Genomic DNA, 18,841 nt, shown 5'->3' on the forward strand with positions numbered 1-18,841 from the left:
GAAATCGGGAAGGGAAAGCGTGAGACCGAAAGGCCCGCGCGCTTACTTCTTCTTGCCGGCGATCGGCTTGGCCTTGCCCTTGCGGGTACGGGCGTTGGTGTGCGTGCGCTGACCGCGAACCGGCAGGCCCTTGCGGTGACGCAGCCCGCGATAGCAGGCCAGATCCATCAGACGCTTGATGTTCATCGCGGTTTCGCGGCGCAGGTCACCCTCAACGGTGTGATCGGCGTCTATCGCTTCACGAATGTGCAGCACTTCCTGATCGGTCAGGTCCTGAACACGGCGGCTGTGGTCAATTCCCAGCTTGTCGGCGATCTGGCGGGCCTTGAACGAACCAATGCCATGAATGTAGGTGAGCGCAATGATCACGCGCTTGTTGGTGGGGATGTTCACCCCGGCAATACGAGCCACTTAATTCTCCATGCTCCACAGGGGGCGATCCCAAGGAATACCCCCCATCTCAACGCTTCATCCGCAAAACGGCAAAAAGCCCGGCTGGCGCGCGCTTTGGCAAACGCCTTCCGGACGGTCCCGTTTTTCGGTTGAGCGGCGCGCTTAAGGCGATTCGCCATTTATGTCAACGCCAGTGCGGCGCAATCAAATCAACCTTTAAGAATAGCTTCAATTGCCGCACTGACATGATCGATTTCTTCCATGCCGTTGACCCGGCTGACGATGCCCCGCGTTTCGTAGATCGGCAGGATCGGAGCAGTCTTGGCACGGTATTCAGCCATGCGGGTGCGAACAGTTTCTTCGTTGTCATCCGGACGGCGCTTGAACTCGGTCGAACCGCACTTGTCGCAAACGCCGGGAACCTGTGGCAGCTCAAACTTGTCGTGATAGCCCTTGCCGCAGCTGGCGCAGGTATACCGGCCGCAGATGCGGTCAACCAACGCATCTTCGTTCACTTCAAGCTCGATTACATGATCAAGTGTGCGGCCACGCGCATCAAGAATGCTGTCCAGTGAGCGAGCCTGTTCGGCCGTGCGCGGATAGCCATCAAAGATCGCCCCGGTATCGGCGCCCATTGAATCCAGTTCCTCGCCGATCAGGGACGAGACAATCGCGTCGGAAACCAGTTCACCGCGCTCCATCACCGCCTTGGCCTCAAGCCCCGTTGGGGTGCCGGCCCTGACCGCAGCGCGCAGCATGTCGCCGGTCGAAAGCTGCCGCATCGCGTGCGCGTCAACCAAACGCTGTGCCTGGGTGCCTTTACCTGCGCCCGGCGGTCCCAACAGGATGATGTTCACTTCGCGCTCCCCCTGGATAGCGTGATAGCGGAGTGCTGGCCTTAGCGCAGCCGCCCCTTGAGCTTGGCCTTCTTGATCAGATCGCCGTACTGGTGTGCAAGCAGGTGCGACTGAATCTGCGTGATCGTATCGACCGTAACATTGACCACGATCAGCAGGCTGGTCCCGCCGATGAACATCGCGGTTATACCGGTCTGCGCAATGATATATTCGGGCACAACGCAGACGAAAGTCAGGTAGATCGCGCCGATGACAGTGATCCGCGTCAGCACATAATCAAGGTAGGTCGCGGTGTTCTTGCCAGGCCGAATACCAGGGATGAACCCGCCGTTGCGCTTCAGGTTGTCGGCTGTCTCTTCCGGGTTGAACACAACCGCGGTGTAGAAGAAGCTGAAGAACAGGATGCCGAGAGCATAAAGCGCCATGTAAAGCGGTTTTCCATGCCCCAGATACTGGTTGAGGCTGACGATAAAGGCGCCGACCTTCGAATCCGGAGAGACAGAATTACCAGCAAACTGGGTGATGGTCAGCGGCAGCAGCAGCAGCGAACTGGCAAAAATCGGCGGAATAACACCAGCGGTATTGAGCTTGAGCGGCAGATGGCTGCGATCAGCCTGCATCATGCCGTTCTGGCTGGCGCGCTTGGGATATTGAATGAGCAGGCGCCGGGTAGATCGTTCCATGAAACAAATCAGCAGCACCATAATAACGATCAATATGACAAGCCCAGCGATAACGAATCCGCTGATCGCACCGCTGCGGCCACCTTCAAACAGATTGCCGATAAAGCGCGGCATCTGGGCCACAATCCCGGCCATGATGATGAGCGATGTTCCGTTGCCAATCCCCCGGCTGGTGATTTGTTCGCCCAGCCACAGCAGGAACATGGTCCCGCCGATCAGGCTGATCACGGCACTGACCCGGAACATCATGCCCGGCATGACCACGGCCTGCAGGGCACTTTGCGCGCCGTATGCCTCAAGCCCTGTCGCGATGAACCAACCCTGGATCGCGGTGAGGAACACCGCGCCATAGCGGGTATATTGGTTGAGCTTCTTGCGGCCGCTTTCGCCTTCCTTCTTCAGCGCCGCGAGCGCAGGGTGCAGCGATGCAGCCAGCTGCACCACGATCGATGCCGTAATGTAGGGCATGACGCCAAGCGCGATCAGGCTCATGCGTTCGAGCGAGCCGCCCGAAAACGTGTTGAAAATGTCAAGGATGCCGCCCTGCGTCTGCTTGTACAATTCGCGTAGTATCAGCGGATTGACGCCGGGCAGCGGAACGAAGCTTAGGAAGCGGAACACGATCAGGGCGCCGACCGTGAACCAGATCCGGTTCTTTAGTTCGGTCGCCTTGGAAAAATTGGCGAGGCTCAGGTTGCTCGCGATATTGTCGGCGCGTGATGCCATTGTCTGGTCAAGCCTTGCTTGGAACGCCGGATGCGGCCCGGCTCCCCCCATTGATTACGGGAGCCCATATAGGACGCGGGCGGGAAGTCAAAAACCCCCAGCCCGCGCTTGTCCCGTGATTATTCGCCCTTGCCTGCCTTGGCGGACTTGTTCGTCTCGCGGCGGGCGGCCTTCTTTTCCTGCTCGCTAGGCTTGGCTTCAGGCAGAGCTACCGAACCACCGGCCTTTTCCACCGCAGCCTTGGCCCCGGCCGATGCGCCGTCGACCGCGAACTTGACCTTGGCGGTCAGTTCACCTTTGCCGAGCAGGCGCACGCCGTCCTTGCCGCCGCGGGCCAGACCGGCCGCTTTCAGCGCGGCGTGGTCAACCACGGCCTTGATGTCCAGCTTGCCGGCGTCGATCGCCTTTTGCACCATACCCAGGTTAACCTCGGCAAAATCCTTGGCGAAGATGTTGTTGAAGCCGCGCTTCGGGATGCGCATGTGCAGCGGCATCTGCCCGCCTTCGAAGCCGTTAACGCTGACGCCCGAACGTGCCTTGGCACCCTTCTGGCCGCGCCCGGCGGTCTTGCCTTTGCCCGAACCGATGCCACGGCCCACGCGCATGCGTGATTTGCGGGCACCATCGTTGTCGCGGATATCATTCAATTTCATGTCGTGCACTCGCTTTCGCTTTTGTCGCGCTGATGGAAGAGCGCGCCATTAGGCGCTTAAACCGAGGTTGTCACGCCCCAATAGAGGCTGTCGGGCAAACTTTCTGGCCGCTTGCCCCAAGCGCGCTGCGTAGCCAGCGTCGGCTTGGTTCTTCCCAGAACAGGAAAACACCAATTGATATGCTGATAGCAACAGGCAGGTTCGCAAGCCGGGCCCAAGTCAGCGGCAAAAAGAGCTCGAGTGTCTGACGAACGGGCAATTGCAGAATGTATAGGGCGTAGGACGCCTCACCTAGAAGTAGCAGCGGCCGTGAAGCAAGTATGCGGGCCAACCAAGTTTTCAGTGACGCAAGTTGCACGATGAGCAAGCCAGCAAAGACCATGGCAATCGAAACCAAACGTAATTCGCGGGAAAGGCACAAGGGCAGCGCAATTGCACACACCAGCGCTGCTTGAATCGCAGGACGGTGTAAATAACTTAAGAAGTCCTCGTGGCGTTTCCACAGGAGAGCGAGCACTACTCCGAACAGGAACTCAAAGCTCCGCATCAGCGGAATTGGAGCCCAGCGTAACGCGGGTTGAACAACCACGGAGCCGCCGAAGGTGGGCACAGCGAAAAGTACCATCGCCGCTGCGGCGATCACCCCAACGGATATCAGCTGACCCGAGGAGCTGTTGCGCAGAAATCTTAGCATCAAAGGCGCGGTCAAATAAAAGAACAGTTCTACCGACAGTGTCCACGCTTGCATTAACCAAGCTAGGGAAAGGCTTGAGCCCGGCAAAGTCCAGCTTTGCAGCAGCAATGGGACTGTGAAAATCTCCACCAGCCCAAGCTCGCGCCAGACAAAAGGCAATTCCCAAAGCAACGCTAGAGCATAAACCGGATAAAGCCTTGCGAAGCGAGCCGCGGCAAATTGGGCAAGATCGGATCGGTCGTTCATCCGCCAGATGTACTGATGAGCGATAATGAAACCGGACAGGATGAAAAAGATCGAAACCCCGAGGTAGCCATTTTTCAGCAGGTTTACGATCGGATAGGGTAGTGCGCTAACTTCGGCCCAAGACGCGCCGAAATGGAAAAGCAAAACCATCAACGCAGCAACAAAGCGCAAACCGGTCAAAGCACCGAGTTGATCGGCGGACAATGCCGCTTGGCCGGTTTTGTTGTCCAGCAGAACCTCAGCCACCTCTTGCCTGGTCATCTGCCTGCCCCTTGATATTCAGCCGACAAAAGAAAACGGCCTCCAGATCAACCGGAGGCCGTATACTCTGATCAAGCCGGGTGCAGGTTCAATCGACCACGGCCACCATATGCGGCAGCTTGGCGATCGCGCCGCGCACTTCGGCGGTATCTTCAAGTTCCACTACCCGGTGCATCTTGCCCAAACCAAGACCGATAAGGATCTTCTTCTGGCTTTCCGGGCGGCGGATCGGCGAACCGATCTGCTTGATCCTGATGGTCTTCTTTTCAGATTTTGCCATCGTGCTTACTCCGTGATCGCATCAGCGGCGGCCTCAGCCTCCGCAACATTGGCGCCGCCACGACCCAGCAGGTCAGCAACCTTCTTGCCGCGGCGCTGGGCGACCGACTTCGGCGAAGTCTGGTCAGTCAGCGCATCGAACGTGGCGCGGATCATGTTGTAGGGGTTGCTGGTGCCGACTGATTTGGTCACCACGTCTGCCACGCCCAGGCTTTCGAAGACAGCGCGCATCGGGCCGCCAGCAATGATCCCGGTTCCGGCCGGAGCCGATCGCACATTGACCTTGCCGGCACCAAACCGGCCCTTGCCGTCGTGATGCAGAGTACGACCTTCTTTGAGCGGGACGCGAACCATCTTCTTTTTGGCCGAGGCGGTTGCCTTGGTGATGGCTTCCGGCACTTCGCGGGCCTTGCCATGACCAAAGCCAACACGGCCCTTGCCATCGCCAACCACGACCAGCGCCGCAAAGCCGAAGCGCTTGCCGCCCTTGACGGTCTTGGACACGCGGTTGATGTGGACGAGCTTTTCAATCAGCTCTTCGCCGCCGTCGTCGTCGCCGCCGCGGCCACGGCCACGGTCATTGCCGCCGCGTCCGCCGCGACCGCGATCACCGCCGCGATCGTTGCCGCCACGGCCTCGATTGCCGCCGCCTCGGTTGCCGCCTCGCGTTTCACGCACTTCGGTACCGCCTTCGGCACCCTGGGGATGTTCAGCCGCGATCGGCGTTTCGGCCGGGGCGTCTGCAATGTTGGTTTCGTCAGCCATCTTAGAACTCCAGCCCGCCTTCACGCGCGGCATCAGCCAGCGCTTTGACGCGGCCATGGAACAGGAAGCCGCCGCGATCGAACACGACGGAAGTCACGCCCGCCTTCTTGGCGGCAGCAGCCAGATCGGAACCGACCTTGGCTGCGGCATCGACATTGGCGCCAACCTTGGTGCCCAGCGTCGATGCAGCAGCGACCGTACGGCCGGCGGCATCGTCGATGATCTGAGCGTAGATGTGACGGCCCGAGCGGTGAACGGAAAGACGCGGACGCCCACCGGAACGCGCCTTGAGGGCAGTCCGGACGCGCCGACGACGGCGATCGAAGAGTGAGAGCTTGGCCATTACTTCTTCTTCCCTTCCTTGCGGAAGATGTACTCGCCGCGGTACTTGATACCCTTGCCCTTATAAGGTTCGGGCTTGCGCCAGCGGCGGATCTCGGCGGCCACCTGGCCGACCTTCTGCTTGTCGATGCCCGAGATTTCGACCGTGGTGTTGTCCGGGGTCTTGATCTCGATACCTTCGGGCACTGCGAAATCGACGTCATGGCTGTAACCCAGCTGAAGCTTCAGGTTCTTGCCCTGAGCGTTCGCACGGTAGCCGACGCCGGTGATTTCGAGCACCTTGGTGTAACCTTCTGTCACGCCGGTGACCAGGTTATCGACCAGCGTGCGCTGCATGCCCCAGAACGCGCGAGCGGCCTTGGTGTCGTTGGCGGGCTTCACCAGGATGCTGTCGCCATCGACAGTGTAGCTGATCTCGTCACGCAGGTTCAGCGTCAAGGTGCCCTTGGGACCCTTAACCGACAGCACACCGTTGGCGATTTCTGCGGAAACACCGCTGGGAATGGCAACGGGACGTTTACCGATGCGGCTCATCAGAACACCTCCGCCAGCACTTCGCCGCCGACGTTCTGGGCGCGCGCTTCGGCATCCGAAAGCACGCCCTTCGGCGTCGAGACGATGGTGATGCCAAGGCCGTTGCGGATCACCGGGAGTTCCTTGGAACCCGAGTAGACACGGCGGCCAGGCTTCGAGACGCGCGCGACATGCTTGATCGCCGGTTCGCCTTCGAAATACTTCAGTTCAATGCGCAGCTGCGGGTGAACGCCGGTCGCGTCCTCGGCGTAGCCACGGATATAGCCTTCGCGCTGCAGGACTTCGAGAACGCTGGTGCGCAGCTTCGAAGCCGGCGAAAGGACTGAGTCCTTCTTTGCACGCTGGCCGTTGCGGATGCGGGTGAGCATATCACCCAGGGGATCGGTCATCGCCATAGGGGTATCCTTACCAGCTCGACTTGGTGACGCCGGGGATCATGCCCTTGTTGGCAAGATCACGCAGCTCGATACGGCACAAGCCGAACTTGCGGTAATAGGCGCGCGGGCGCCCGGTGGTTGCGCAGCGGTTGCGCACGCGGGTCGGATTCGCGTTGCGCGGCACTTCCGCCAGCTTGAGACGTGCGATCAGACGCTCGGTATCATCGAGCGACTTGTCGTCCGCGACAGCCTTCAGCTTCGCGTACTTCGCAGCATACTTCTTAACGAGCTTCTTGCGCCGCTCGTTCTTGTTCACGGAACTCAGTTTCGCCATGGACTTAAGCTCTCTTCTTCAAACGGTCTTCACGCGGCCTGCTGCTGGTCAGCAGCATCCAGCGGGAACGGGAAACCGAACAGGCGCAGCAGTTCGCGGGCCTCTTCGTCGGTCTTGGCAGTGGTGGTGACAATGATGTCCATGCCCCGCACCTTCTCGATCTGGTCGTAGCTGATCTCTGGAAAGATGATCTGCTCCTTCAGGCCCATCGCGTAGTTGCCGCGTCCGTCGAACGACTTGGGGTTCAACCCACGGAAGTCACGGATGCGCGGCATGGCCACGGTAACAAGACGGTCGAGAAACTCGTACATGCGTTCGCGGCGCAGGGTGACCTTGCAACCGATCGGCATGCCTTCACGCAGCTTGAATTGCGCAATCGACTTCTTTGCCTTGGTGATCACGGGCTTCTGGCCAGCGATCAGTTCCATTTCGGCCGCAGCAGTGGTGACTTTTTTCTTGTCCTGGCTGCCTTCCCCGACACCCATGTTGATCGTGATCTTTTCGATCTTGGGAACTTCGAGCGCGTTCTTGTAGCCGAACTTCTCGGTCATCGCCTGAGCGATTTCCGTGTCATACTTGCTGCGCATGCGCGGCATGTACTTGGTAGTGTCCTGCTTAGCCATCGATCTTCTCCCCCGACTTAACAGCGACGCGGACCTTTTTGCCATCCTTGCCGGTTTCGAAACGAACCCGGGTAGCCTTGCCGGTCTTGGGATCCGCTAGTCCGACCTTGGCGATCGCCAGTGGCGCTTCGCTGCGGTCAATTCCGCCCTGCGGATTGGCCTGGGTCGGCTTACGGTGACGGGCGGCAACGTTGACGCCGGCAACCACGACTTTGCCTTCCTTGGGCATGACTTGCAGGACGGTACCGGTACGGCCCTTGTCCTTGCCCGAGCGGACCACGATGGTGTCGCCCTTCTTGATCTTTGCGGCGGCCATTACAGCACCTCCGGCGCGAGGCTGATGATCTTCATGTAACCGCGGCCGCGCAGTTCGCGAACCACGGGGCCGAAGATACGCGTGCCGATAGGCTCGGCGTTCTTGTTGATCAGCACCGCCGCATTGCTGTCAAAGCGGATCACCGAACCGTCGGTCCGGCGAACTTCTTTCTTAGTGCGAACGATTACGGCACGGTGCACGTCACCCTTCTTCACTTTGGTGCGCGGCTGCGCTTCCTTGACCGAGACGACGATGATGTCGCCCACGCCGGCAGTGCGGCGCTTCGATCCGCCCAGCACCTTGATGCACTGGACGCGCTTGGCACCGCTGTTGTCAGCGACGTCTAGCTGGGATTGCATCTGGATCATTGATCCGGTTCCTTCTCACTGGCTTGCCGGAACCAGTCCGGCAGTTCCAAAAACGGTTTACTTGCTGGTCGCTTCGCGAACCGGAAAAGTGGCAGCCACCTTTCCTGCGAAACGCCCCTCAGACGTCGGCTTCGACCGCAGCGGCCTTCCCGGCGGTGACGCGCTCGACGACCTTCCAGGTCTTGAGCTTGGACATCGGACGGGTTTCCTCGATGCGGACGGTTTCGCCGGTCTTGAAGGCGTTGTCCTCATCATGCGCGTGGTACTTCTTCGAACGGCGGATGATCTTCCCGTAGAGCGGGTGCTTCACCTTACGTTCGACCTTGACCACGACGGTCTTGTCGGTCTTGTCGGAAACAACGGTCCCGATCAGGATACGCTTGGGCATCGTTGCCTCCTTACTTGCTGCTACGGGCGCGTTCGCCCTGCAACGTCTTGATGCGGGCGATGTCGCGGCGGACCTCCTTGATACGCGCGGGGCGCTCAAGCTGGTTCGTCGCGGCCTGGAAACGCAGGTTGAATGCCTCGCGCTTCAGTTCGCCCATGTCAGCGGTCAGCTGATCGTCGCTTTTCGCGCGCATATCGTCAGCCTTGGCCATTATTCACCTCCGAGGTGGCTGGTGTCGCCCAGGCGGGCAACGACCTTGGTCTTGATCGGCAGCTTCATTGCCGCGCGGCTGAACGCCTCGGCGGCCAGCGGGCCGGCTACGCCGTCGAGTTCGAACAGGATGCGACCCGGCTTCACCCGTGCTGCCCAGTATTCAACCGAACCCTTGCCCTTGCCCTGACGGACTTCAGCAGGCTTCTTCGACACCGGCACGTCCGGGAACACGCGGATCCAAAGACGGCCCTGACGCTTGATGTGGCGGGTGATCGCACGGCGAGCCGCTTCGATCTGGCGCGCGGTGATGCGTTCCGGCTCAAGCGCCTTCAGCCCGTATGAGCCAAAGTTCAGATCGGTGCCGCCCTTGGCTTCACCTTTGATCCGGCCTTTGAACTGCTTGCGGAATTTATGCTTTTTGGGTTGTAGCATGATTAGTTCCTGCGATCTTCACGGGCCGGACGGACGCCGGAAGTCTGGGCTTCCATCATCAAACGGTCCTGCGCCATGGGGTCGTGACCAAGGATTTCGCCCTTGAAAACCCACACTTTGATGCCGATGATGCCATAGGTAGTCAGCGCTTCGGCTTCGGCATAATCGATGTTCGCGCGCAGGGTGTGCAGAGGCACACGACCTTCGCGGTACTGTTCGACGCGGGCGATTTCCGCGCCGCCAAGCCGTCCGCCGCAGACAACCTTAATGCCTTCAGCACCCAGGCGCATAGCCGATTGCATCGCGCGCTTCATGGCCCGGCGGAACGCCACGCGGCGGATCAACTGATCGGCAATACCTTGGGCAACAAGCTTGGCGTCAACTTCCGGCTTGCGGATTTCAACAATGTTGAGCTTGACGTCGCTATCGGTCATCGACGCAAGTTGCGAACGCAGCTTTTCGATGTCCGCACCCTTCTTGCCGATGATTACACCTGGACGGGCGGCATAGATGGATACGCGGCACAGCTTGGCCGGACGTTCGATCACGACCTTGCTGATCGCCGCCTGCGGCAGGGTTTCCAGCACGTACTTGCGGATCTTGAGGTCTTCCTCAAGAAGCTTCGCATAGTTCTTGCCTTCCGCGTACCAGCGGCTGTCCCAGGTACGGTTGATCTGCAGACGCAGGCCGATCGGGTTTGACTTATGACCCATAACTTATGCCTCCCCTGCTACGTCGGACACTTCGCGCACCACGATCCGCAGCCGGCTGAACGGCTTGAGGATGCGGGTCGACTTGCCGCGACCGCGGGTATGAAAACGCTTCATGGTGATCGACTTGCCAACGCTGGCTTCGGCGACGACGAGTGCGTCCACATCAAGGTTGTGGTTGTTTTCCGCATTGGCGATCGCGGACGCGAGCACCTTGCGGGCGTCAACAGCCATCGCACGCTTTGAGAAAGCGAGGATGTTCATGGCCTCTTCGGCCTTCTTGCCACGGATCAGACCAGCAACCAGATTCAGCTTCTGCGCCGAACCACGGATCTGGGTGCCGACCGACAGCGCCTCGTTGTCGCCGACCCGGCGCGGAGACTTTTCCTTGCCCATTAGCGCTTACCCTTCTTGTCAGCAGCGTGGCCCGGAAATGTACGCGTAGGCGCAAACTCACCAAGCTTGTGGCCGACCATGTCTTCGTTGACCGAGACGGGGATGAACTTGTGTCCGTTGTAGACGTTGAACGTCAGACCAACGAACTGCGGCAGGATCGTCGAACGACGCGACCAGGTCTTGATCGGACCAGCGCGGCTGCCCTGATCCTGGGCGACTTCAGCCTTCTTGAGCAGGCTCAGTTCAACGAAGGGGCCTTTCCATACGGAACGTGCCATGGTGGCTTACCTCTTCTTCTTGGCGTGACGCGAACGGATAATCATCTTGTCCGTCTGCTTGTTGTTGCGGGTACGGGCGCCCTTGGTCGGCTTGCCCCACGGCGTAACCGGGTGACGGCCGCCCGAGGTCCGGCCTTCACCACCACCGTGCGGGTGGTCGACCGGGTTCTTGGCAACACCGCGGGTCAACGGGCGAATGCCCTTCCAGCGGTTGCGGCCCGCCTTGGCGAGGTTCTGGTTCGAGTTGTCGGGGTTCGAGACCGCGCCAACCGTTCCCATGCAATCACCACGCAGGTAGCGCTGCTCGCCCGAGTTCAGGCGAACGATCACCATCCCACGGTCACGGCCCACAACCTGCACATATGTGCCGGCCGAACGGGCGATCTGACCACCCTTGCCCGGCTTCATCTCCACGTTGTGGCAAATGGTGCCAACCGGCATGGTCGACAGAAGCATGGCATTGCCCGGCTTCACGTCGGTTTTTTCACCGGCGATGACAGTATCGCCAACGGCCAGACGCTGCGGTGCCAGTATGTAGGCCTGTTCGCCGTCAGCATAAGAAACCAGCGCGATGAACGCGGTACGGTTGGGATCGTACTCCAAGCGCTCGACCGTCGCGGGAGCATCCCACTTGCGGCGCTTGAAATCGATGTAGCGATACTTCTGCTTGTGACCGCCAGCGATCCCGCGCGAAGTAACGTGGCCCTTGTTGTTACGGCCACCGGTCTTGCGCTTGCCTTCGGTAAGCGCCTTGACCGGCTTGCCCTTCCACAGCGCCGACTTGTCGACCAGGATCAGGCCGCGACGGGCCGGGCTGGTCGGGTTATAGTTCTTGAGTGCCATGTTGCGCCTCAGATCCCGCTGGTGATGTCGATCGACTGGCCTTCAGCCAGACGAACAACCGCCTTTTTGAAATCCGAACGGCGATAGGGCTTACCCTTCCACCGTTTGGTTTTGCCCTTCTGGGTCAGCGTGTTTACGCTCACCACGGTCTTGCCGTAGATGGCCTCGACCGCCGCCTTGATCTGCGGCTTGGTCGCGTCACCCGCTACCTTGAAGACCACGGCGTTGAACTCGCTCGCCAACGTCGCCTTTTCAGTAATGTGGGGTGCCACGATTACGTCGTAGTGACGCGTGTCGATTGCTGCGTCCTTAGCCATTGAAACGCGCCTCCAGCTTTTCGATCGCGGCGCGCGTCAGCACCAGCGTATCATGCTTCAGGATGTCATAGACGTTGGCCCCAACAGCCGGCAGCACGTTAACGCCGACCAGGTTCCGGGTGGCCCGGGCAAAGTCGGCGTTCACCGCTTCGCCGTCAATGACGAGCACTTTCTTGCCCCAGTTCGCCTTGGCGAGCTGGGCGGCAACGGCCTTGGTCTTGGCATCCTTCACGTCAAGGGTGTCTACGATGACCAGACCGGCCTTGGCCTTGCTCGACAAAGCCATCTTGAGGCCCAGCGCGCGCACCTTCTTGTTTAGCGACACGTCGAAATCACGGCGGCGGGGCCCGTGAGCCTTGCCACCGCCGATAAAGATCGGGGCTGCGCGATCGCCGTGACGGGCGGTACCGCCGCCCTTCTGGTTGCCCAGCTTCTTGCCGGTGCGCGACACTTCTGAACGCTCGCGCGCGGCGCGGGCAATGCCGCGACGGTTTTCGAGCTGCCAGGTGACAACGCGGTGCAGAATGTCGGCGCGCGGCTCAATGCCGAAAACGTCATCGTTAAGTTCGACGTCGCCTTTGCCTGCGCTACCGTCAATATTGGAAAGCTTGACCTTCACGACTTAGCCCTCCCCGTTCGTATTGGTGCCTTCGGTCTGCTCGACGACCGCGGTATCTTCTGCGGGAGTGTCGGCAGGAGCCGAATCGTTGCTGTTGGCTGCGCCCTTGAGGCCTGCCGGATACGGCGCCTCCGCGTGGCGATCGACCTTGACGCTGTCCTTGATGGTCAACCAGCTGTTCTTAGCGCCGGGGACAGACCCCTTGACGAAGATCAGGCCGCGTTCGTCATCGACGCGCACAATTTCAAGGTTCTGCTGGGTGCGCTGACGGTCGCCCATGTGGCCGGCCATCTTCTTGTTCTTGAACACCTTGCCCGGATCTTGGCGGTTACCCGTCGAACCGTGGGCACGGTGGCTGATTGACACGCCGTGTGTGGCGCGCATGCCCCCGAAGCCCCAGCGCTTCATGGCGCCGGCGAAGCCCTTGCCCTGAGTGTGACCGGCTACATCCACCATCTGGCCGGGCACAAAATGCGACGCGGCGATGGTCGATCCCACTTCAAGAACGGCGTCGTCGGCGACGCGGAATTCCGCGACGCGCTGCTTAAGCGACACTTCAGCCTTTGCAAAGTGTTCGCGCTGCGGTTTGGCAACGTTCTTCTGCTTGGCCGCCCCGGCGCCCAACTGAATTGCGACATATCCGTCGCGATCAGCGGTGCGAACCGAGACCACCTGGCAATCTTCCAGCGCCAGAACGGTTACCGGCACGTGCCGACCGTCTTCCTGGAACAGGCGAGTCATCCCCACCTTCTTGGCGATCACGCCAGTACGCATGATCAGTCTCCTACAGAGGCCTGCAGGGACCATCCCTACAGGCGTGTCCAGCCCATGTGTGTGATGCGAGCCCCGTCCGGGCTAGGTGCTCCCTGACTGGTCGAAACCGGTCGGAAGCGAGACGGGGGACGCATGCCCGGGGCACGCCCCGGAGGTATCCCTATGTCCGCGCGAGAAGGTTCTCGCGGAACCGGCCGAGGCCGGAAGGAAGTGGACCCTAAGGTCCGAAACTTGGCGTCGAAAGCGGCCTAGGCCAGCTTGATCTCGACATTGACACCAGCAGCCAGATCGAGCTTCATCAGCGCGTCGACAGTGGTGGCGTTGGGCTGCACGATGTCGAGCAGTCGCTTATAAGTGCGCACCTCGAACTGCTCACGCGACTTCTTGTCGATGTGCGGTCCGCGGTTCACGGTGAACTTTTCAATTCTCGTCGGAAGAGGAATGGGGCCCCGGATCAGCGCGCCGGTACGGCGGGCGGTTTCCGCGATTTCGCCAGTCGCCTGGTCAAGCACACGATGATCGAATGCCTTGAGTCGAATGCGGATGTTCTGAGCGTCCATTTTTTCCTGCTACCGATGAGAAAGAGCAAAGAGGGCCGTCATGACCCCCGAAAAACCGACCGCCGGGGGAGCGAATCCCCCGGCGGATGCGGGCCTATATTACTTCGTGATCTTGCTGACAACCCCCGAACCGACGGTCCGGCCGCCTTCGCGAATTGCGAAGCGCAGACCTTCTTCCATCGCGATCGGAGCGATCAGCTTGACGGCGAGCGAAACGTTGTCGCCAGGCATCACCATTTCAGTACCTTCGGGAAGGATCACTTCGCCGGTCACGTCGGTGGTGCGGAAGTAAAACTGCGGACGGTAGTTGGCGAAAAACGGCGTGTGACGGCCGCCTTCATCCTTCGACAGTACGTAGACTTCCGACGAGAATTCGGTGTGCGGCGTAACCGAGCCGGGCTTAGCCAGAACCTGGCCGCGCTCAACGTCTTCACGCTTCAGACCACGCACCAGCGCGCCGATGTTGTCGCCGGCTTCACCCTGATCGAGCAGCTTGCGGAACATTTCAACACCGGTAACCACGGTTTTCTGCGTGTCCTTGAGGCCGACGACCTCGACTTCTTCGCCAACCTTGATGATTCCCGTTTCGACGCGGCCGGTAACCACCGTGCCGCGACCCGAGATCGAGAACACGTCTTCCACCGGCATCAGGAACGGCTTGTCGGTCGGGCGCGGCGGCTGCGGAATGAATTCATCCACAGCCTTCATCAGCGCATAGATTGATTCCTTGCCGATGCTGTCGTCGCGGCCTTCGAGCGCGGCCAAAGCCGAACCCGGAATGACGGGGATCGCGTCGCCGTCGAAACCGTAAAAGCTCAGCAGTTCGCGGATTTCCAGCTCAACCAGCTCAAGGATTTCGGCGTCGTCAACCTGATCGACCTTGTTCATGTAAACGACCAGAGCGGGCACGCCGACCTGACGGGCGAGAAGGATGTGCTCGCGGGTCTGCGGCATCGGGCCGTCAGCAGCGTTCACCACCAGGATGGCGCCGTCCATCTGCGCCGCACCGGTGATCATGTTCTTCACATAGTCGGCGTGGCCCGGGCAATCGACGTGCGCATAGTGGCGGTTGGCAGTCTCATATTCGACGTGTGCGGTCGAAATGGTGATGCCGCGCTCGCGCTCTTCAGGAGCCTTGTCGATGTTGGCGTAATCGGTGAACGTAGCGCCGCCGGTTTCAGCGAGCACCTTGGTGATCGCAGCGGTCAGCGTGGTCTTGCCATGGTCAACGTGACCGATGGTGCCGATGTTGCAGTGCGGCTTGTTCCGCTCAAACTTAGCCTTAGCCATTGTCTCAAACCTTCTTTCGCTTTGATTAGAATCTGCGGCGTTTGGACGGCGCCCGCTGAATCAGGCGCCGCCCCTAGCCTGATCGCTTCGATCAGGCAACCCCGTGTGACGTTCGATCTCGCCTCTTAGGCAAGCTTCTCCTTGATTTCGGTCGCGACGTTCGCCGGGACTTCGTCATAGTGGGAGAAAAACATCGAGTAGTTGGCCCGACCCTGGGTGAACGAGCGAAGCTGGTTCACGTAGCCGAACATGTTGGCCAGCGGCACCATGGCCTCGACGGCCTGGGCGTTGCCGCGGGTGTCGGTCCCCTGGATCTGGCCCCGGCGGCTGTTCATGTCGCCGATGACGTCGCCGAGGTATTCCTCGGGAGTGACGACTTCGACCTTCATGATCGGCTCAAGCAGCTTGATCCCCGACTTCTGTGCGACTTCACGCATAGCGCCGCGGCCAGCGATTTCGAAAGCCAGGGCTGACGAGTCGACGTCGTGATAGGCACCATCATAAAGCAGCACCTCAAAGTCGATGATCGGGAAGCCGATAAGGCTGCCGGTTTCGGCAGTTTCACGAAATCCCTTTTCGATCGCGGGGATATATTCCTTGGGAATGTTACCACCCTTGATCTCGTCCTTGAACACGAAGCCCGAACCGCGCTCGCCCGGCGTGACCTTGACCTTCACGCGGCCGAACTGACCGGTACCACCCGACTGCTTCTTGTGGGTGTAATCAATGTCCACTGGCTTGCCGAGGTATTCTCGGTAAGCCACCTGCGGCGCACCGACGTTGGCTTCGACCTTGAACTCGCGGCGCATGCGATCGACGATAATGTCGAGGTGCAGTTCGCCCATACCCTTGATGATCGTCTGACCCGATTCGTGATCGGTAGTGACGCGGAACGAGGGATCCTCGGCTGACAGGCGGTTGAGCGCGACGCCCATCTTTTCCTGGTCAGCCTTGGTCTTGGGCTCAACCGACAGCTCGATGACGGGTTCCGGAAACTCCATGCGTTCCAGAACAATCGGCTGGCGCTCGGCGCACAGCGTATCGCCTGTGGTGGTTTCCTTCATCCCGGCCAGCGCGATGATGTCTCCGGCAAAGGCTTCATCAACGTCCTTGCGGTCGTTGGCATGCATTTCCAGCATGCGGCCAACCTTTTCCTTCTTGTCCTTGACCGAGTTCAGGTAGGTGCCCTTGACGAGCGTACCCGAATAGATCCGGATGAAGGTCAGGCTGCCCACGAACGGATCGTTCATAACCTTGAACGCCAGCGCGCTGAAGGGGGCGTCGTCCGTCGGCGGACGGCTGTCTTTTTCGTCGCTGTCCATCTTGACGCCTTGGACGTCCGGGATGTCGAGCGGCGAAGGCAGGTAATCGACCACAGCGTCGAGCAGGGGCTGAACGCCCTTGTTCTTGAATGCTGATCCGCAAACTACCGGCACGAACGACTGATTAAGGGTGCCCTTGCGGATGCAGGCTTTCAGCGTCGCGACATCAGGTTCGGTGCCGTCAAGATAGGCCTCCATTGCCACATCATCCTGCTCGATCACGAGTTCGATCAGTTCCATGCGGTACTTGGCGGCTTCCTCGACCATGTCGGCGGGGATTTCTTCGTGGAAGAACTCGGCGCCCAGGCTTTCATCTTTCCAGATGATCGCACGGTTGTTGACCAGGTCGACAAGTCCCTTGAGATCGGCTTCGAGACCGATCGGCAGGAACAGCACAGCCGGCTTGGCACCAAGGCGGTCGATGATCGACTGCACGCAGTACTTGAAGTTGGCGCCGGTGCGGTCGAGCTTGTTGATGAAGCACATCCGCGGAACGCCGTACTTGTCGGCCTGGCGCCACACGGTTTCCGACTGGGGTTCGACCCCGGCGACGCCGTCAAAGCAGGCCACCGCGCCGTCGAGCACGCGCAGCGAGCGTTCGACTTCGATAGTGAAGTCGACGTGCCCGGGGGTGTCGATGATATTGATCCGGTGATCGTTCCAGAAGCAGGTAGTCGCGGCCGACGTGATCGTGATGCCGCGTTCCTGTTCCTGTTCCATCCAGTCCATGGTCGCGGCGCCGTCGTGGACTTCGCCGATTTTGTAGGACTTGCCGGTGTAATAGAGGATGCGCTCGGTCGTGGTGGTCTTGCCGGCGTCGATGTGCGCCATGATACCGATGTTGCGGTACATGGAGAGCGGATGGCTGCGTGCCATGATGCTAAGTCCTTCTTACCAGCGGTAGTGGCTGAACGCGCGGTTGGCGTCGGCCATGCGGTGGGTGTCTTCGCGCTTCTTGACGGCGTTGCCGCGGTTGTTGGCGGCATCCAGCAGCTCGGCCGAAAGGCGCGCCGACATCGTGGTTTCGCTGCGGTTGCGCGCAGCCGTGATCAGCCAGCGGATCGCCAGCGCCTGGGCGCGTTCCGGACGCACTTCGACCGGGACCTGATAGGTCGCCCCGCCAACCCGGCGCGAACGCACTTCGATCTGCGGCTTCACGTTGTTCAGCGCATCGTGGAACAGCTGGACCGGATCGCTCTTGGCGCGCGTTTCCATGGTTTCCATCGCACCGTAAACGATGCTTTCGGCAACCGACTTCTTGCCGTCCATCATGAGGTTGTTCATGAACTTCGACAGCACCTGATCCTTGAACTTGGGATCGGGCAGGATTTCCCGCTTTTCGGGACGACGACGACGTGACATTTTCGCTAACTCCTTCGGAGTGCATCTCCAGCCCGCTCTCCCTGCCCGGCCGCCCGACGATAGTACCCAATGGGTGGCCGGGCAGGGGGAGCGGGCTGGCGATGCAAGCCCCTGGCGGATGCCAGGGGCGCACCAAACCAATGAAACTTACTTCGGACGCTTGGCGCCGTACTTCGAACGGCTTTTCTTGCGATCCTTGACGCCCTGGGTATCCAGCACGCCGCGCAGCACGTGGTAACGCACGCCGGGAAGATCGCGCACACGCCCGCCGCGGATCAGCACGACGCTGTGTTCCTGCAGGTTGTGGCCTTCGCCCGGGATGTACGAAATGACTTCGCGGCTGTTGGTCAGGCGGATCTTGGCGACCTTGCGCAGTGCCGAGTTCGGCTTCTTCGGGGTCGTGGTATAAACGCGGGTGCAAACGCCGCGCTTCTGCGGGTTCTGCTCCATCGCAGGGACCTTGGACTTGGTCTTCTGCGCAACGCGGCCCTTGCGGACCAGCTGGTTGATCGTAGGCATGAAGTGCTCTTCACCTTGGTTACATGGCCGCAGCGGCAAGGTGAAGGCAACCGAATCGCGCGGAACACGGGGCGCAGGCGGCATGGCCCCTGCCCGGTTCCGGCGCGAGACTGAAACGCTCCACCCGACTGAAAAGACCGGGTTACTTTGACGGATTACCCTGCAAGGCAGGACGCACCGGCAATGTTCAGCTCAATCCGGGGATTAACCCGGAAGCGCGGCCCTTAGGGGCGATGTTGGATTCGGTCAAGGCAATGAATTCCGCTTGGGGCGCTCACGCCAACAAAGCAGCCAGTCCCTGGCCCAAAGCCAATCGTCAAGACGGGGCGTTCGGAATGAGAGATCGCAGCGCACAAGAATGACCGAA

Annotated in this window: 29 protein-coding genes; all 29 read right to left on the minus strand. The window is 60.3% G+C overall.

Features of this window, described 5'->3' with window-relative positions; all coding sequences use genetic code 11:
- Nucleotides 1–42: 42 nt before the first annotated feature.
- Nucleotides 43–411, minus strand: a complete 369-nt coding sequence (gene rpsM / locus Q0L62_RS14275; RefSeq protein WP_296681279.1) for a 30S ribosomal protein S13 — start codon at nt 409–411, stop codon at nt 43–45.
- Between the two features lie 191 nt (nt 412–602).
- A complete protein-coding gene (locus Q0L62_RS14280; protein ID WP_296681282.1) occupies nt 603–1,250 on the minus strand; it encodes an adenylate kinase in 648 nt (215 codons plus the stop codon).
- A 41-nt stretch (nt 1,251–1,291) separates the two neighbouring features.
- Complete coding sequence (secY, locus tag Q0L62_RS14285; RefSeq protein ID WP_296681284.1) at nt 1,292–2,659, minus strand: preprotein translocase subunit SecY; 1,368 nt, start codon at nt 2,657–2,659, stop codon at nt 1,292–1,294.
- Between the two features lie 119 nt (nt 2,660–2,778).
- On the minus strand, nt 2,779–3,312 hold the full coding sequence (rplO, locus tag Q0L62_RS14290) for a 50S ribosomal protein L15 (RefSeq protein WP_296681287.1): 534 nt from the start codon (nt 3,310–3,312) through the stop codon (nt 2,779–2,781).
- 70 nt (nt 3,313–3,382) lie between these two features.
- Nucleotides 3,383–4,513 carry an acyltransferase gene (locus tag Q0L62_RS14295; protein ID WP_296681291.1) on the minus strand — a complete coding sequence of 377 codons (1,131 nt, stop codon included), beginning with the start codon at nt 4,511–4,513 and terminating at the stop codon, nt 3,383–3,385.
- Between the two features lie 88 nt (nt 4,514–4,601).
- Nucleotides 4,602–4,793, minus strand: coding sequence for a 50S ribosomal protein L30 (gene rpmD / locus Q0L62_RS14300; protein WP_296681293.1), 192 nt, complete (start codon nt 4,791–4,793; stop codon nt 4,602–4,604).
- A 5-nt stretch (nt 4,794–4,798) separates the two neighbouring features.
- The gene (rpsE, locus tag Q0L62_RS14305) at nt 4,799–5,557 is read right to left on the minus strand and encodes a 30S ribosomal protein S5 (RefSeq protein ID WP_296681296.1); all 759 of its coding nucleotides are present in this window, start codon (nt 5,555–5,557) and stop codon (nt 4,799–4,801) included.
- A 1-nt stretch (nt 5,558) separates the two neighbouring features.
- The gene (gene rplR / locus Q0L62_RS14310; protein ID WP_296681298.1) at nt 5,559–5,900 is read right to left on the minus strand and encodes a 50S ribosomal protein L18; all 342 of its coding nucleotides are present in this window, start codon (nt 5,898–5,900) and stop codon (nt 5,559–5,561) included.
- Complete coding sequence (gene rplF, locus Q0L62_RS14315) at nt 5,900–6,433, minus strand: 50S ribosomal protein L6 (RefSeq protein ID WP_296681301.1); 534 nt, start codon at nt 6,431–6,433, stop codon at nt 5,900–5,902. Before rplF ends, rplR begins: the two co-directional genes overlap by 1 nt.
- Entirely contained in the window at nt 6,433–6,828 is a 396-nt protein-coding gene (gene rpsH / locus Q0L62_RS14320; protein WP_296681303.1) for a 30S ribosomal protein S8, read from the minus strand. Before rpsH ends, rplF begins: the two co-directional genes overlap by 1 nt.
- 10 nt (nt 6,829–6,838) lie before the next feature.
- Nucleotides 6,839–7,144, minus strand: a complete 306-nt coding sequence (gene rpsN, locus Q0L62_RS14325) for a 30S ribosomal protein S14 (protein ID WP_296681305.1) — start codon at nt 7,142–7,144, stop codon at nt 6,839–6,841.
- A gap of 29 nt (nt 7,145–7,173) precedes the next feature.
- The gene (gene rplE / locus Q0L62_RS14330) at nt 7,174–7,767 is read right to left on the minus strand and encodes a 50S ribosomal protein L5 (protein WP_296681306.1); all 594 of its coding nucleotides are present in this window, start codon (nt 7,765–7,767) and stop codon (nt 7,174–7,176) included.
- A complete protein-coding gene (gene rplX / locus Q0L62_RS14335) occupies nt 7,760–8,083 on the minus strand; it encodes a 50S ribosomal protein L24 (RefSeq protein WP_296681308.1) in 324 nt (107 codons plus the stop codon). Before rplX ends, rplE begins: the two co-directional genes overlap by 8 nt.
- The gene (gene rplN / locus Q0L62_RS14340) at nt 8,083–8,451 is read right to left on the minus strand and encodes a 50S ribosomal protein L14 (RefSeq protein WP_100866241.1); all 369 of its coding nucleotides are present in this window, start codon (nt 8,449–8,451) and stop codon (nt 8,083–8,085) included. The genes rplX and rplN overlap by 1 nt, the downstream gene beginning before the upstream one ends.
- Nucleotides 8,452–8,569: 118 nt before the next feature.
- Nucleotides 8,570–8,839, minus strand: coding sequence for a 30S ribosomal protein S17 (gene rpsQ / locus Q0L62_RS14345; protein WP_296681313.1), 270 nt, complete (start codon nt 8,837–8,839; stop codon nt 8,570–8,572).
- A 10-nt stretch (nt 8,840–8,849) separates the two neighbouring features.
- A complete protein-coding gene (gene rpmC, locus Q0L62_RS14350) occupies nt 8,850–9,050 on the minus strand; it encodes a 50S ribosomal protein L29 (protein ID WP_296681316.1) in 201 nt (66 codons plus the stop codon).
- Complete coding sequence (gene rplP, locus Q0L62_RS14355; RefSeq protein ID WP_296681317.1) at nt 9,050–9,484, minus strand: 50S ribosomal protein L16; 435 nt, start codon at nt 9,482–9,484, stop codon at nt 9,050–9,052. The genes rpmC and rplP overlap by 1 nt, the downstream gene beginning before the upstream one ends.
- A gap of 2 nt (nt 9,485–9,486) precedes the next feature.
- Complete coding sequence (gene rpsC, locus Q0L62_RS14360) at nt 9,487–10,197, minus strand: 30S ribosomal protein S3 (protein WP_296681320.1); 711 nt, start codon at nt 10,195–10,197, stop codon at nt 9,487–9,489.
- Between the two features lie 3 nt (nt 10,198–10,200).
- Nucleotides 10,201–10,590, minus strand: coding sequence for a 50S ribosomal protein L22 (rplV, locus tag Q0L62_RS14365; RefSeq protein WP_296681324.1), 390 nt, complete (start codon nt 10,588–10,590; stop codon nt 10,201–10,203).
- Nucleotides 10,590–10,868, minus strand: a complete 279-nt coding sequence (gene rpsS / locus Q0L62_RS14370) for a 30S ribosomal protein S19 (RefSeq protein WP_296681326.1) — start codon at nt 10,866–10,868, stop codon at nt 10,590–10,592. The genes rplV and rpsS overlap by 1 nt, the downstream gene beginning before the upstream one ends.
- Before the next feature lie 6 nt (nt 10,869–10,874).
- Nucleotides 10,875–11,711: a 50S ribosomal protein L2 gene (gene rplB / locus Q0L62_RS14375; RefSeq protein WP_296681329.1), complete on the minus strand. Its 837-nt coding sequence runs from the start codon at nt 11,709–11,711 to the stop codon at nt 10,875–10,877.
- An 8-nt stretch (nt 11,712–11,719) separates the two neighbouring features.
- Nucleotides 11,720–12,028 (minus strand): 50S ribosomal protein L23, encoded by a 309-nt coding sequence (locus tag Q0L62_RS14380; RefSeq protein WP_296681331.1) that lies wholly within the window; start codon nt 12,026–12,028, stop codon nt 11,720–11,722.
- Nucleotides 12,021–12,647, minus strand: coding sequence for a 50S ribosomal protein L4 (gene rplD, locus Q0L62_RS14385; protein WP_296681334.1), 627 nt, complete (start codon nt 12,645–12,647; stop codon nt 12,021–12,023). Before rplD ends, Q0L62_RS14380 begins: the two co-directional genes overlap by 8 nt.
- A gap of 3 nt (nt 12,648–12,650) precedes the next feature.
- The gene (gene rplC, locus Q0L62_RS14390) at nt 12,651–13,421 is read right to left on the minus strand and encodes a 50S ribosomal protein L3 (RefSeq protein ID WP_296681338.1); all 771 of its coding nucleotides are present in this window, start codon (nt 13,419–13,421) and stop codon (nt 12,651–12,653) included.
- 248 nt (nt 13,422–13,669) lie between these two features.
- Nucleotides 13,670–13,981 carry a 30S ribosomal protein S10 gene (rpsJ, locus tag Q0L62_RS14395; protein WP_296681341.1) on the minus strand — a complete coding sequence of 104 codons (312 nt, stop codon included), beginning with the start codon at nt 13,979–13,981 and terminating at the stop codon, nt 13,670–13,672.
- A gap of 99 nt (nt 13,982–14,080) precedes the next feature.
- Complete coding sequence (tuf, locus tag Q0L62_RS14400) at nt 14,081–15,271, minus strand: elongation factor Tu (RefSeq protein ID WP_296681342.1); 1,191 nt, start codon at nt 15,269–15,271, stop codon at nt 14,081–14,083.
- 125 nt (nt 15,272–15,396) lie between these two features.
- The gene (fusA, locus tag Q0L62_RS14405; RefSeq protein ID WP_296681347.1) at nt 15,397–17,469 is read right to left on the minus strand and encodes an elongation factor G; all 2,073 of its coding nucleotides are present in this window, start codon (nt 17,467–17,469) and stop codon (nt 15,397–15,399) included.
- A 15-nt stretch (nt 17,470–17,484) separates the two neighbouring features.
- On the minus strand, nt 17,485–17,955 hold the full coding sequence (gene rpsG / locus Q0L62_RS14410; RefSeq protein WP_296681349.1) for a 30S ribosomal protein S7: 471 nt from the start codon (nt 17,953–17,955) through the stop codon (nt 17,485–17,487).
- A gap of 147 nt (nt 17,956–18,102) precedes the next feature.
- Nucleotides 18,103–18,474, minus strand: coding sequence for a 30S ribosomal protein S12 (gene rpsL, locus Q0L62_RS14415; protein ID WP_100866514.1), 372 nt, complete (start codon nt 18,472–18,474; stop codon nt 18,103–18,105).
- Nucleotides 18,475–18,841: the final 367 nt, after the last annotated feature.

Source organism: Novosphingobium sp. (assembly GCF_024642085.1).
Taxonomy (GTDB): Bacteria; Pseudomonadota; Alphaproteobacteria; order Sphingomonadales; family Sphingomonadaceae; genus Novosphingobium.